Source organism: Vogesella oryzagri (assembly GCF_040148885.1).
Taxonomy (GTDB): domain Bacteria; phylum Pseudomonadota; class Gammaproteobacteria; order Burkholderiales; family Chromobacteriaceae; genus Vogesella; species Vogesella oryzagri.
In genome coordinates, this window is sequence record NZ_JBEFLD010000003.1 from 450501 (window position 1) to 463249 (window position 12749).

12 protein-coding genes are annotated in these 12749 nt (G+C 63.9%); 6 read left to right on the top strand and 6 right to left on the bottom strand.

Translation table 11 applies throughout. The features are described from left to right. Positions 1-38: 38 nt before the first annotated feature. A complete protein-coding gene (locus ABNW52_RS07315; protein WP_349585902.1) occupies positions 39-1643 on the top strand; it encodes a DNA recombination protein RmuC in 1605 nt (534 codons plus the stop codon). 345 nt (positions 1644-1988) lie between these two features. On the opposite strand, the gene ABNW52_RS07320 is transcribed toward ABNW52_RS07315, so the two are convergent. The 3 genes from ABNW52_RS07320 to ABNW52_RS07330 form a co-directional block, all read right to left on the bottom strand. Next, entirely contained in the window at positions 1989-4586 is a 2598-nt protein-coding gene (locus tag ABNW52_RS07320; protein ID WP_349585904.1) for a response regulator, read from the bottom strand. Positions 4587-4602: 16 nt separating this feature from the next. Next, the gene (locus ABNW52_RS07325; RefSeq protein ID WP_349585905.1) at positions 4603-5106 is read right to left on the bottom strand and encodes a putative pterin-binding protein; all 504 of its coding nucleotides are present in this window, start codon (positions 5104-5106) and stop codon (positions 4603-4605) included. Positions 5107-5191: 85 nt separating this feature from the next. Further along, positions 5192-6064 carry a LysR substrate-binding domain-containing protein gene (locus ABNW52_RS07330; protein WP_349585906.1) on the bottom strand — a complete coding sequence of 291 codons (873 nt, stop codon included), beginning with the start codon at positions 6062-6064 and terminating at the stop codon, positions 5192-5194. Between the two features lie 142 nt (positions 6065-6206). On the opposite strand from ABNW52_RS07330, the gene ABNW52_RS07335 reads away from it, so the two are divergent. Together ABNW52_RS07335 and fghA are read left to right on the top strand one after the other, a co-directional pair. Then, complete coding sequence (locus tag ABNW52_RS07335; protein WP_349586034.1) at positions 6207-7325, top strand: S-(hydroxymethyl)glutathione dehydrogenase/class III alcohol dehydrogenase; 1119 nt, start codon at positions 6207-6209, stop codon at positions 7323-7325. A gap of 19 nt (positions 7326-7344) precedes the next feature. Continuing rightward, complete coding sequence (gene fghA, locus ABNW52_RS07340; RefSeq protein WP_465270725.1) at positions 7345-8181, top strand: S-formylglutathione hydrolase; 837 nt, start codon at positions 7345-7347, stop codon at positions 8179-8181. 119 nt (positions 8182-8300) lie between these two features. On the opposite strand, the gene ABNW52_RS07345 is transcribed toward fghA, so the two are convergent. After that, positions 8301-8576, bottom strand: a complete 276-nt coding sequence (locus tag ABNW52_RS07345) for a metal/formaldehyde-sensitive transcriptional repressor (RefSeq protein WP_349585909.1) — start codon at positions 8574-8576, stop codon at positions 8301-8303. 86 nt (positions 8577-8662) lie between these two features. On the opposite strand from ABNW52_RS07345, the gene dmeF reads away from it, so the two are divergent. Together dmeF and ABNW52_RS07355 are read left to right on the top strand one after the other, a co-directional pair. Continuing rightward, positions 8663-9604, top strand: a complete 942-nt coding sequence (gene dmeF / locus ABNW52_RS07350) for a CDF family Co(II)/Ni(II) efflux transporter DmeF (RefSeq protein ID WP_349585911.1) — start codon at positions 8663-8665, stop codon at positions 9602-9604. Positions 9605-9695: 91 nt separating this feature from the next. Beyond that, positions 9696-9857 carry a DUF3330 domain-containing protein gene (locus ABNW52_RS07355; protein WP_349585913.1) on the top strand — a complete coding sequence of 54 codons (162 nt, stop codon included), beginning with the start codon at positions 9696-9698 and terminating at the stop codon, positions 9855-9857. Positions 9858-10038: 181 nt separating this feature from the next. Here the strand turns inward: ABNW52_RS07355 and ABNW52_RS07360 are convergent, their stop codons facing one another. Further along, positions 10039-10749, bottom strand: coding sequence for a hypothetical protein (locus ABNW52_RS07360; RefSeq protein WP_349585914.1), 711 nt, complete (start codon positions 10747-10749; stop codon positions 10039-10041). Between the two features lie 190 nt (positions 10750-10939). Here ABNW52_RS07360 and ABNW52_RS07365 point away from each other — a divergent pair, with 190 nt between their 5' ends. Further along, entirely contained in the window at positions 10940-12091 is a 1152-nt protein-coding gene (locus ABNW52_RS07365) for a GGDEF domain-containing protein (protein ID WP_349585916.1), read from the top strand. A gap of 169 nt (positions 12092-12260) precedes the next feature. On the opposite strand, the gene ABNW52_RS07370 is transcribed toward ABNW52_RS07365, so the two are convergent. Beyond that, positions 12261-12731 carry a MarR family winged helix-turn-helix transcriptional regulator gene (locus tag ABNW52_RS07370; protein ID WP_349585918.1) on the bottom strand — a complete coding sequence of 157 codons (471 nt, stop codon included), beginning with the start codon at positions 12729-12731 and terminating at the stop codon, positions 12261-12263. Positions 12732-12749 lie beyond the last annotated feature (18 nt).

Genomic DNA, 12749 nt, shown 5'->3' on the forward strand with positions numbered 1-12749 from the left:
TCGCCGCCGGCCACAACCGTACAGGACCGTACACAAGCATGATCGAAACCCTGATTTCCACCCTGGTCGGCATGGCGCTGGGTGGCGCCGCCGTCTGGGGCGTGCAGCGCAGCCGGCAGGATGCCGCCTACCAGCAAGGCCGCAACGAAGTGCAGCTGGAACTGGCCGCCTTGCAGGCCAAGTGGCAGAGCGCCAGCCAGCAATGGCAGGACCTGGCCGCCCGCGAGCAGGCACTGCAGCGGCAGCTGGAGGAAGTGCGTCAGCAGCTGGGCGATACTCAGCAGAAGTTGGCCGCAGTCGGCAGCCAGGTGCAGCGCGTGCCGGAACTGGAGCAGCAGTTGGCCGCCCGCGAGCAGCGGCTGTTCCAGCAGCAGGAAGACGCCCGCGCCATGGCGGCACGGCTGGCCACCAGCGAAGAGCAGGGGCGCCAGCTGCAGCAACTGCAGGCGCAGCGCGAACATTGGCAGCAGGCGCAGCAACAGCTGCAGGATGAACTGACGCGGCTGAGCGTGCGCGAGCAGGAACTGGCCACGCTTCTGCAGCAGGAGCGGCAGCAGAGCGCTGAAAAGCTGCGGCTGCTGAGCGAGGCGCGCGAGGCGCTGAGCCACCAGTTCAAGGCGCTGGCCAGCGACATCCTGGAAGAAAAAAGCCAGCGCTTTACCGAGCAGAACCGCCAGAACCTGGAGCAGATGCTGGGCCCGCTGGGCGAACGGCTGCAGAACTTCGGCAAGCTGGTGCAGGACACCTACGACAAGGACTCCAAGGAGCGGCTGACGCTGGAGCAGGAGCTGCGCCGGCTGCAGGAGCTGAACACCCGGCTGAATGCCGACGCCGTGGCGCTGACCAATGCGCTGACCGGCAGCAACAACAAGGCGCAGGGCACCTGGGGCGAGATGGTGCTGGAAAAGGTACTGGAAACCTCCGGCCTGACCCGCGATCGCGAGTACCGCGTGCAGGTATCGGACACGCTGGAGCACGAAGACGGCAGCCAGCGTCGCTACCAGCCAGACGTGGTGATCGACCTGCCGGAAGGCAAGCAGCTGGTGGTGGATTCCAAGGTGTCGCTGAACGCCTACGTGCGCTACACCGCCGCCAGCGACGAGGCACAGCGCGACAGCGAGCTGAAAGCGCACATCGCCGCGTTGCGGCAGCATATCCGCAGCTTGTCGGACAAGCGCTACCAGGATCTGTACAAGCTCAATACCCTGGATTTCGTGTTCATGTTCGTGCCGGTGGAGCCGGCCTACCTGCTGGCGGTGCAGCACGACATGAGCCTGTTCAACGAGGCGTTCGAGCGCCGCATCATGATCGTCGGCCCCAGCACGCTGCTGGCCACGCTGCGCACCGTGGCCAGCATCTGGCGCTACGAGTACCAGAACCAGAACGCCCAGGAGATCGCGCGCCAGGGTGGGGCGATGTACGACAAGCTGGTGGGGTTGGTCGATACGCTGGAAAAACTCGGTCGCCAGCTGAGTCTGGCGCAGGAAACCCACGGCAACGCGCTCAAACAGTTGTCGAATGGCAGTGGCAATCTGCTTGGTCGCGCCGAGCGCTTGCGCAAGCTGGGTGCGCGCACCAGCAAGCAGCTGGCGTCACATTTGCTGCCGTCGCTGGACGACGAAAGCGAAGACGCTGCCGAATGATTTCTTGCAGCCGTGTGACGGGTAATCTATATCGAAATCAGGCAGCAGAAAGGAGGGGGGCAAAATGGTATCGCTGACATTGTTGTGTAGTGTTGTAGCCGCAGTAATGTTCTTTGGTAAAGCGTCTCCCCTGAAGCGCGTCCGTGTGAGCGTACGGACGCAACAGCAACCGGCATCGCGCCGGCAACGCTCCCGCCTTTATTGATGCCTGCTTTGCAACCGGTGGGCTGGAAGAGTAGAACCAGTCCGTTTGAAGTACTGCAAGCCCAAAGCCGACCTCCTGGTCGGCTTTGTCTTTGTGTGCCACAGGCTGCTGCGCTGCCGACCGCTAGTCGGATGGGGGCGTCAGTCGGTGGCAGTGGTCTGATACGGCGCCAGCGCTTGCAGTAGCTGCGCCAGTGTCCGGGATACGGCGGCAAATGTCGTGCGAGCCGTCTCAAGCTCTCCGGCCTTGCTGACGCTCTCCAGTTGCTGGCAGGTGGCCACCAGTGCCGGGGCGGCAATGGATAGTGCCGAACCGCGCAGGCTGTGGGCGGCAATGCTGACACGCTGCAGCTCGGCAGCGGCCAATGCCTGTTCGATTTCTGCCAGCCGTGCCGGCGCATCGTCACAGAATGCCTGCAGCAGGATGGGAACAAAACGCTGGTCGTCGTCGCAGTTGCGTAGCAGCTGCGGGTAGTCGAACACCATGTCCGCGCTGGCAGTGTTCTGCCGTGGCAGCATCGCGCGGCCGCCCTGTACCCGGGCGATTTCCTCGAATACCTTTTCGGCGGTGATCGGCTTGCCGATATAGCCGTCCATGCCTGCCTCGATGCAGCGCTCGCGGTCGCCGTTCATTACGTTGGCGGTCATGGCGATGATCGGCAGGTGGCCGCCGCTGCTTGCCTCCTGTGCCCTGATGCGGCGGGTGGTCTCCAGCCCATCCAGTACCGGCATTTGCATGTCCATCAGTACCAGATCGAAGCACTGGGCGGAGAGCAGCTCCAGTGCCTCCTGGCCGTTGTTGGCCACGGTGACCTGATAACCGTGACGCTCCAGCAGGGTAACGCCCAGCTTCTGGTTGACCTGGTTGTCTTCCACCAGCAGCACGGTCTGCGTGTTGCTCAGGGTGCGGATGGTGTCCTGGGTCACCAGCGGCGCCTGCTGCTCGGCAGCATCGTGGCTGAGCAACAGGCGCATGGCCAGCAGCAGTTCTTCTTGCCGTATCGGCTTGGTCAGATAGCCGCGGATGCCCAGCTGCTGGCAACGCTGAGTGTCGCCACGCTCGCGCGACGAGGTCAGCATGATGACCGTGGTGTGGCGGTGCGCGGTTTGCAGCTGTTGCACAACCTCAAAGCCGGACATGCCGGGCATGTGGCTATCCAGCAGGATCAGCGAGTACGGCGCGTGCTGCAAGGCTTCCAGTGCGGCAAAGCCGTCGTTGACCAAGGTTGGCCGCATGCCCCAGCTCAACAGCAGCGTCTCCAGCCAGCTGCGGTTGGTGGCGTTGTCATCGGCAACCAGTACGGACTGGCCGGTAAGGTCGGCCGTCACCACGCGCGGTACGGCCAGCTGCTCTGCCGGGCTTGCCGGCAGGGTGAAGTAGAAGCTGCTGCCTTGCCCTTCGGCGCTTTGCACCCACAGCCGGCCACCCAGCAGCCCCACCAGCTGGCGGGTAATGGCCAGCCCCAGGCCGGTGCCGCCGTAGCGGCGGGTGGTGGAACTGTCGGCCTGGGCAAAGGCGGCAAAAATCAGCTGTTGCTTGTCGAGCGGAATACCGATGCCGGTATCACGCACGGCAAACTCCAGCACCATGGGCTGCTGCGCGGTAGCAGCAAGCTGACGCACGCTGATTTCGATTTCGCCGCGGTCGGTGAACTTGATGGCATTGCCGATCAGGTTGTTGAGAATCTGGCGCAGGCGGGAGGGGTCGGAGAGTAGCTGGTCCGGGATGTCGGGTTCGATGCGGCATACCAGTTCCAGCTGTTTCTCGCCGGCACGCAGGGCAAACGGGTGCAGCGTCTGCGCCATCAGGCTGCGCAGCGAAAACGACACCGATTCCATTTCCAGCTTGCCGGCCTCGATTTTGGAAAAATCCAGGATGTCGTTAATGATCACCAACAACGAGTCGGCAGACGATTTCACCAGATTCAGATATTGGCGCTGGTCGTCATCCAGCCGGGTGTCCAGCGTCAGGTCGGTCATGCCGATGATGCCGTTCATCGGCGTGCGGATTTCGTGGCTCATATTGGCCAGGAAGGCGCTCTTGGCTTCGTTGGCCGCTTCGGCTTCTACCCGGGCACGGTCCAGCTTGCGGCTAAGCTGCTCGGCTTCCTGGCGGCGGCGCTCGCTGGCGGCCAGGTTGCGGTAAGCCAGCACCGCAATGGCGGCGGTAATCAGGATCAGCAGCGCCGCCAGGGCCGCCACCATGGTGTTGAGGCCCTCCATGGCGCGGTTGTTGTCCATTGCCACCTGGTTCAGGCGGCTATTGGCCCCCAGCGTCAGCTCGCGCACCGGCTCAATGACGGCCGCCAGTTCGCGCTCGAAACTGGCGGCGATCTGACGGTTAAAGCTGCCGTCGCCGGCATTCAGCAGCGCATCGGTGCGCTCGATCATCTTGCGCAGCGCGGCAATCTGGCGAGCGTGCCACTGGGTGTCGTGAAACAGCGGCGCAAAGCGGTACTGTGCAAGGACATTGATGCGTGATACCAGAATTTCGTAACGCAGCTGCAGCTCGTCCAGATCTGCGGGGGCATTGCTGACCTCGGCCAGCCGGGCGGCACCGGCGGCACGATGGTAGTCAATCCCCAGCTGGGTGTAGACCCACACCACATTGTCTTCACCCAGGGTGGCCACGCGCTGCATCATCGAGCGCTGCTTGTAGTACAAGCCACCCACGGTGAGCATGGCTACCGTCATCAGCACGGCCAGCCACCACAGCTGCTTCTTTACGTTGTTCTGCATCAGATGGAAGGTCTGCTTATTCGACGCGGATGCGGTTTACCTGCCAGACACAGCGGGAGTAGATGTCCTTGGTCTGCAGCTCCGGGTTCTTGTGGAACGGGTACATCACGAACAGCGGGCCCTTGTCGCGGACGTTCAGTACCTTGCCGTTCACCTTGCGCGCCAGGATCACGTCGTACTTGGCCAGATCGCTCAGCGGAATCTCGGCGGCGTAGTCGTTGAGCGCCACCACGTACAGTTTTTTGCCGTTGGCGCCCACTGCTTTCAGTACGTCGCGGAATAGCGGGCCTTCAAAGGTTTGCGCGGTTTTGTACCATGGCGTGGGCACTGTCATTTTTACTTGCGGCAAGGCATCGATCATGCGCGAATCGAACTGGGTTTCGTTGCCGGCATTTTTTTCGGCGATCAAGCCATTGATCGTCAGCAGGGCGCGGCCCTGTGGTTTATCCAGCGCCAGTGCCGAGCCGCTGGCGGTCAGCAGCATGGCGGAGGTGAGCAGGACTTTCAGTAGTGTGGTCATGGTTTCTCCCTTATTCAGACCAATCTGCAGGCGGTAATTGTAAACGAAGTGACTTGCGGTGCTATCTGCATATTAAAGATAGCAATTAAGCATTCTTTGTCAGTGTCTGTGCCAGGAAATCCAGCAATGCGGCCAACTTGGGGGGCATGAAACGGCTGCGCGGGTAGGTGGCCCAGATGCCATCCTGCAGCATATAGCCGGTCAGCACCGGCACCAGCTGGCCGTTGGTCAGATAGGGCGTCACATAATAATCCGGCAGTTGTACCAGCCCCAGCCCCTGCAGCGCGGCATTCAGCAATGCGGCGCCACTGTTGCAGCGCAGCCGGCCGCCGACGCGCACTTCGCGCAGGCGCTCGCCCTCGTTGAAACGCCAGAAGTCGATGGTGCCGACCAGGCATTGATGCTGCGTCAGCTCGGCCAGCGTATGCGGTGTGCCCTGGCGGGCCAGGTAGTCTGGCGCCGCACACACGTGGTGGCGACGGCTGCCCAGCTGGCGCAACTGTAGCGAGGATTCGTCCATCGGCCCCAGGCGGATGCCCAGATCGTAGCCTTCGGCGACTAGGTCGATCTTGCGGTTGTCCAGGTTCAGCTCGGCGCTGATCTGCGGATGGCTCTGCAAGTAACGGGTCAGCAGCGGGGCGATCACTGTTTCGCCGTAGTAGGTGGGGGCGGTGATGCGCAGGTGGCCGGAGGGCGTGCCCTGCGCCTGCGACAGCGCCTGCTCGGCCTGCTGCAGCCCGTCCAGTAGCGGGCGGCAGTGCTGGTAGTACAGCTGGCCGGCCTCGGTAACGCTGACGCGGCGCGTGGTGCGGTACAACAGCCGTGTTGCCAGCCGCGACTCCAGCGCGCTGACCTGGCGGCTGACCTGCGCCACCGACATGCCCAGTCGCTGTGCCGCCACGGTAAAGCTTTGGGTTTCCACCACGGTGACGAATTCCACTACCCCTAGCCACTGCATGATTGTTACTCATTGGCAAAAATATGTTTCCATTTAACCCGATTATTTCCGCTGTGCCCATTCCTACAATGACGGCAGTTGCGGCTAACCTGCATGGTTGGCCGCATTCACCGAATGCAAGCAAGAGGAGAGCGTGATGCAGATGATCAAGACCCGTGCCGCCGTCGCCTGGGGCCCGAACCAGCCGTTGTCGATTGAAGAAGTCGACCTGATGCCGCCGCAAAAGGGCGAGGTGCTGGTACGCATTGTCGCCAGCGGCGTGTGTCACACCGACGCCTACACCCTGTCCGGCAAGGATTCCGAAGGCGTGTTCCCCTGCATTCTGGGCCATGAAGGTGCCGGCATCGTGGAAGCGGTGGGCGAGGGCGTGACCAGCGTGGCAGTGGGCGATCACGTGATCCCGCTGTACACCCCGGAATGTGGCGAGTGCAAGTTCTGCAAGTCCGGCAAGACCAATCTGTGCCAGGCGATTCGCGCCACTCAGGGCAAGGGCCTGATGCCGGACGGTACCACCCGCTTCTCCAAGGACGGCAAGCCGATCTACCACTACATGGGTACCTCGACTTTCTCCGAGTACACCGTGCTGCCGGAAATCTCGCTGGCCAAGATCAACAAGGAAGCGCCGCTGGAAGAAGTCTGCCTGCTGGGTTGCGGCGTTACCACCGGCATGGGCGCGGTGATGAACACCGCCAAGGTGAAGGCCGGCGACACCGTGGCCATCTTCGGCCTGGGCGGCATCGGCCTGTCGGCAGTGATCGGCGCGCGCATGGCTGGTGCCAGCCGCATCATCGGCATCGACATCAACACCAGCAAGTTCGAACTGGCGCGCAAGCTGGGCGCCACCGATCTGGTGAACCCCAGCGATTTCGACAAGCCGATTCAGGACGTGATCGTCGAGATGACCGACGGCGGCGTGGATTTCTCCTTCGAGTGCATCGGCAATGTGAAAGTGATGCGTTCGGCGCTGGAATGCTGCCACAAGGGTTGGGGCGAGTCGGTGATTATCGGCGTGGCCGGTGCCGGCGAGGAGATCAGCACCCGTCCGTTCCAGCTTGTGACCGGCCGCGTGTGGCGCGGTTCGGCATTTGGTGGCGTGCGTGGCCGTTCCGAGCTGCCGGACTACGTGGAGCGTTACCTGCAGGGCGAATTCCGCCTCGACGACTTCATCACCCATACCATGCCGCTGGAAGACATCAACACCGCCTTCGACCTGATGCACGAAGGCAAGTCGATCCGCAGTGTGGTGCACTTTGCCAAGTGAGGCCGGCATGAGCGCCTCCCTGGAACTGTTGTCCAGCCAGCGCGCCTTTGGCGGCTGGCACAAGCGCTACCGCCACCAGTCGGCTAGCACCGGCACCGTGATGACGTTTGCCATCTACCTGCCGCCGCAGACGGCGCAGGGCGACAAGGTGCCGGTACTGTACTGGCTGTCCGGCCTGACCTGCACCGACGACAACTTCGCCACCAAGGCCGGCGCGCAGCGCGTGGCGGCCGAGCTGGGGCTGGCGCTGGTGATGCCGGATACCAGCCCGCGCGGCGAAGGCGTGGCCGATGCCGACCGCTACGATCTGGGGCAGGGCGCCGGCTTTTACGTCAACGCCACTCAGGCACCGTGGTCGACGCACTACCGCATGTACGACTACGTGGTGGACGAGCTGCCGGCGCTGGTGGAGGGCAACTTCCCGGTCAGCGGCAAGCGGGCGATCAGCGGCCATTCCATGGGTGGCCACGGTGCACTGATGGTGGCGCTGCGCAACCCGGGGCGCTATGCCTCGGTGTCGGCGTTCTCGCCCATCGTCAACCCGGCCGCGGTGCCGTGGGGGCAGCTGGCGTTCAGCACTTATCTGGGTGAAGACCGCGCGGCATGGGCAGCGTACGACAGCTGCCAGCTGCTGGCCACGGCGCAGCCGCTGCCGACGCTGGTGGATCAGGGCGAGCAGGACAGCTTCAAGCCGGAGCAGCTGCAGCCGGAAGCGCTGCAGTTGGCCGCCAGCAAGCGTGACTGGCCGCTGACGCTGCGCTTGCAGCCGGGCTACGACCACAGCTACTACTTTGTCGCCAGCTTCATCGAAGACCACTTGCGCTTCCATGCGGCCAACCTGGTGGCGGCCGGCTGAGCATTTAAGGCAGTACGGCCAGGCGGGCCGCGGATTCAGCAGATTGCAGGCTGAGTCCGCGGCCTTTTTACTGGCGGTGGCGTGTGGCAGTCGGCGGCTGCGACCAACCTTGCCTGCGGTTACTTGAGATAGCTTTGCAGGATGGTGAGCAGCTGTTCCACCTCCTGCTGGCGCTGCGCCGGTGTCAGCGCATCGGCGCCCACGTGTTCGCGGATGTGGTCGGCCAGTACCTGGTTCATCAGCCCGTTCACCGCGCCGCGAATGGCGGCAATCTGCTGTAGCACCGCCACGCAGTCGCCACCGTCCTGCAGCGCCTTTTCCAGTGCTTCGGCCTGACCCTTGATGCGCCGTACCCGGGTGAGTAGCGGTTTGTTATTACCTGCAATGTGCGACATGCTGCGTCCTGGTTGGTACTGGGGGGTAGTATGGTTGGTGGTGCTGCAATATACTGCCCGCCAGTATATCAAGAGACCACGGCAGCATGAATAACCGCACCCACACCCACGTTTTCCATCTCGGCAACCCGCTGGCGCAGCGCAACACCCGCTGGGCGGTGTGGCTGACCGCCATCACCATGGTGGTGGAGATATGCGGCGGCTGGTGGTTCAACTCCATGGCGCTGCTGGCCGATGGCTGGCACATGAGTTCGCACGCGCTGGCGCTGGGGCTGTCAGTGCTGGCGTATGCCGCCGCGCGCCGTTACGCCTACGACAAGCGCTTTGCCTTTGGCACCTGGAAGATCGAAATCCTGGGAGGCTTCAGCAGCGCCTTGCTGCTGCTGGGGGTAGCCGGCCTGATGCTGGTGCAGTCGCTGCAGCGCTTGCTCAACCCCAGCGCCATTCATTACGACCAGGCGATCGTGCTGGCGTTGCTGGGGCTGCTGGTCAACCTGCTGTGCGCCTGGCTGCTGCATGCCGCCGGCCATCAGCACGAGCACGACCATCATCACGGTCACCACCATCATGGCCATGATCATCACGCCCATGATGACCACCATGATCTCAACCTGCGCTCGGCCTACCTGCACGTGCTGGCGGATGCGGCGACCTCGGTCCTGGCCATCGTAGCGCTGTTCGCCGGCAAGCTGTGGGGCGCAGCCTGGCTGGACCCGGTAATGGGCATTGCCGGCGCGGTACTGGTGGCGGTGTGGGCCAAGGGGCTGTTGCAGCAGGCCGGCAAGGTGTTGCTGGATGCCGAGATGGATGCGCCGCAGGTGGCGGAGATCCACGACGCGGTGGCCAGCCTGCAACCGCCGGCCAGCATTACCGATCTGCACCTGTGGCGGGTGGGGCAGGGCAGCTATGCCTGCATCGTGGCAGTGGAAACCAGCGGCGATGCCACGCCGGACCAGATTCGCGGCCTGCTGGCAGTGCATGAAGAACTGGCGCACATCACGGTGGAGATCAACCGCCCGCTACGCTGATAGCGGCTGGCCATCGGCGGGATAGGCACAATCGATTTCTCTGCCGCACTGGCGTGGCCTAGGCTGGGGTATCACCCCATGGAGAAGCCACATGGACACGCGACTTGAATGCAGGGTCTGCCTGGAAGAAATCCCGGCGGATCACAACAGCGAAAAAGACGAATACGTCAGCAACTATTGCGGTCTGGACTGCTATCAACAATGGCAACAACAGGCGCCAGCGATGTCGGCACCGCTGGAGGTGGCGGCCTGACCCAGTTTTTGCCCTGCCAGGCGTGGACGCGGACTATGTGCCGCGTTTTTTATTGCGGCCAACCTTTGGCCGCGGGTTGGACCAGGCGTCGCTGCTGACGGCTTCGCCTGATCGCGAGCGGGCAACGGCGAGGCTTGCGACCGGTGTGACGGCTGCGCTGCCGCTGCCGAATGGTGCTGGCTTAGGTGGTGCTGTCGCCGCCGGCCGCCGGGTCGCCATGATCCGGATTGGCGCTGGCTTCGGTGGCCAGGTGGCCCATTTGCCGGGTGCGCGCCAGGCTCAGGTTGGCTGCACGCCAAGTGGCTGCCTCGGCCAGTACCGGCCAGCGGCGCAGCAACTGCAATACCAGCAGCAGGCAGCCTAGCGCCAGCTGGGCATCGTGGCGTTCGCTGTCCGTCAGCAAGTTCTGCCGGTTTTCGCCGCCCTTGCGCCGCTCGCGGTGGCCGCGTGGCGGTGCCGCCCGCGTGTGGCTTGCCGGTGCTTGCCGGCTGTACAGCCGGTAGGGCAGCGGCCATTCGTCCACCGCCGCCATCTCGCGGCCACTCAGCTCACCCACGACCTGTTCCAGTTCGCGCGCCAGATGCGCGGCCTCGTCCAGCAGCACGTGGCCGGGCGTGCCGCCAAGCATGGCCTTGTCGCGCAGCACCATGCAGCGGCGCAGAACGAAGCCGAGCTTGCCGTCGGCCAGCGCGCGCACTTCGCGCTCGCCGCCGTTATTGGCGTGGCGATGCAACTCGTCCAGCCAGCGCGCCCATGCCAGGTATTCCTCGGCCAGGTTCTGCGGGTTGGCCGCCGGCATGCTGCTGGCGGCAACCATGCTGCGCCCTTGCTGCTGCAATGGCGGGAAGGTGCTGCTAAAGCCGTCCAGCAGCTTGCGGCGGATGGGCATCATGGCGAACTCCGGATGCGGGTATAGCCGGTTTATCGGCATGGCCGCAGTATTGCTTAGGGCTGTTTTAGCGATTGCTTACATACTGGGTTTGGACAGCACTTTGCCTGCAAAGTTGGCCGCAAGGCGTGCGGGGCCGCTCTACACTGGAAGCTGTCAGCGCCACATGCGCGGCCACAGCGGCAGGGAGACCATGAGCCACCATTTGCCCACTGCAACGCCACCAGAGGCGCCGCCCCCATCCATTGCCGGACCGCTTGGCCTGCCCGCGCCGCAGGCGTTGCCGAACGGTTTTCTGGACGCCAAATTCCACGACCGGCGCCGCTATTCGCAGCGCATGTGGCAGCTGTCTGGCCTGTTCGCCACCGGCATGTGGGTGTGGGATTACGTGATCGACGCCAGCGGTGCGCAGCACACCATCGGCCTGCGCATCGGCATGGGCTTGCTGGCGCTGGCGGTGGCCTGGAGCATGGCGCACCCGGCGATGTCGCCCCGCAACGCGCGGCTGATGATCTTTGCCGCCGCGTTCATGTTTGATGTGCTGTTTTTCGACATCCTGCTGCGGTTGAACGGTGGCTTCATCTACGGCATCGGTGGCTATATGTACTTCCAGATGGCCGGTTTTCTGGTGCTGCAGGGGCTGTCGTTTCCGCTGATCATGAGCGCCCATATCCTGTTTTCCCTCGGGCCGCACCTGCAGGCGCTGCTCAACCCGCAGCTTGCCTTTCCCCACTTGCTGTACGCGGTGCAGATCTGGCCGGCGACCGGTCTTGCCATTGCCGCGCAGTACGCGCTGTATCGAGAATACGTGCACGGCTACCAGCTACGGCTGCAGCTGGCCGAGATGGCGATGCAGGACCCGCTGACCGGCGCCATGAACCGGCGCGCCTTCCGCGACGGCGCCACTGGGCTGATCGCCAACGCCCAGCGCCAGCGGCAAGGGGTGGCACTGTTGATGATGGATGCCGATTTTTTCAAGCGCATCAACGATGAGCATGGCCATGCCATGGGCGATGCCGTACTGCGGCAGCTGACGGCGATCATGCAGGACGTGCTGCGGCGCAATGACCTGTTCTGCCGCTGGGGTGGGGAGGAGTTTGTGGCGCTGTTGCAGGGAATGGCTGCAGAGGATGCGCTGGAAGTGGCCGAGCGCATCCGGCAGCGGGTGCAGCAGGCCGAAGTGCCGCTGCCGCAGGGGGGCAGTGTCCGTATCACCGTCAGCATCGGGGTGGCGGCGGCGAAGGCGGACGATACCGAGCTGGAGCAGCTGATCTATGCGGCGGATACCGCGCTGTATCGCGCCAAGTTTGCCGGTCGCAACCAGGTGTCGCTGTCGGTCAACTGAGTACGGGCCGTGCCCGGCGCGGCGTAATGCCCAGACGTGCCGCCAAGCCGGTGCCGTAGGTCTGTAAAACCATGCGGGTCGCCTGCGCCAGCAGTGCCGCCGCCGGGCTATGCATGCTGATGCATGGCAGGGGAGGTCTGTGCGGCCAACGTTGGCCGCAGTGCGGACGCTAGTCCGCCAGCCGCGCCAGCAACTGTGTCAGCTGGCTGATTTCCGCCGCGCTCAGCCGGTCGCGCAGCCACTGGCCGGTATTGGCCACAGTTTCGGTCATGGCGCTCTCGATCAGCTGCCTGCCGCTGTCGCTGAGGCACACCGGTTTCAGCCGCAGATCGTGCTCCTGCTGCTGCCGTGTCACCAGGCCACGCGCTTCCAGTTGCAACAGCACCTTGGTCAGGCCGCCGGAGGTAATCACCACCCCAGCCTGAATGGCCGAGGGCGTCAGCTGGTGCGGGGCGGGGGCGTTGCGCAGTGTGGCCAGCACGTCGAATTCCACCGCACTGAGCGCAAACTTCTCCAGCATCGGCCGCATGGTGCGCAGTGATTGCGCCTGCGCCCACTGCAGCTGCAAGAACAGCGGCACGGTGTGCGGGTCTAGCGCGCTGTCCCACTGGTGGTTGTGCATGCGGTTTTTCTGCTGCATTGCTGGCTTCCTTGGCGG

Bases quoted from the DNA above. Each gene is read 5' to 3' on its own strand.
- ABNW52_RS07315 (WP_349585902.1), top strand. From the start codon at position 39: ATGATCGAAACCCTGATTTCCACCCTGGTCGGCATGGCGCTGGGTGGC.
- ABNW52_RS07320 (WP_349585904.1), bottom strand. From the start codon at position 4,586: ATGCAGAACAACGTAAAGAAGCAGCTGTGGTGGCTGGCCGTGCTGATG.
- ABNW52_RS07325 (WP_349585905.1), bottom strand. From the start codon at position 5,106: ATGACCACACTACTGAAAGTCCTGCTCACCTCCGCCATGCTGCTGACC.
- ABNW52_RS07330 (WP_349585906.1), bottom strand. From the start codon at position 6,064: ATGCAGTGGCTAGGGGTAGTGGAATTCGTCACCGTGGTGGAAACCCAA.
- ABNW52_RS07335 (WP_349586034.1), top strand. From the start codon at position 6,207: ATGATCAAGACCCGTGCCGCCGTCGCCTGGGGCCCGAACCAGCCGTTG.
- ABNW52_RS07345 (WP_349585909.1), bottom strand. From the start codon at position 8,576: ATGTCGCACATTGCAGGTAATAACAAACCGCTACTCACCCGGGTACGG.
- dmeF (WP_349585911.1), top strand. From the start codon at position 8,663: ATGAATAACCGCACCCACACCCACGTTTTCCATCTCGGCAACCCGCTG.
- ABNW52_RS07355 (WP_349585913.1), top strand. From the start codon at position 9,696: ATGGACACGCGACTTGAATGCAGGGTCTGCCTGGAAGAAATCCCGGCG.
- ABNW52_RS07360 (WP_349585914.1), bottom strand. From the start codon at position 10,749: ATGATGCCCATCCGCCGCAAGCTGCTGGACGGCTTTAGCAGCACCTTC.
- ABNW52_RS07365 (WP_349585916.1), top strand. From the start codon at position 10,940: ATGAGCCACCATTTGCCCACTGCAACGCCACCAGAGGCGCCGCCCCCA.
- ABNW52_RS07370 (WP_349585918.1), bottom strand. From the start codon at position 12,731: ATGCAGCAGAAAAACCGCATGCACAACCACCAGTGGGACAGCGCGCTA.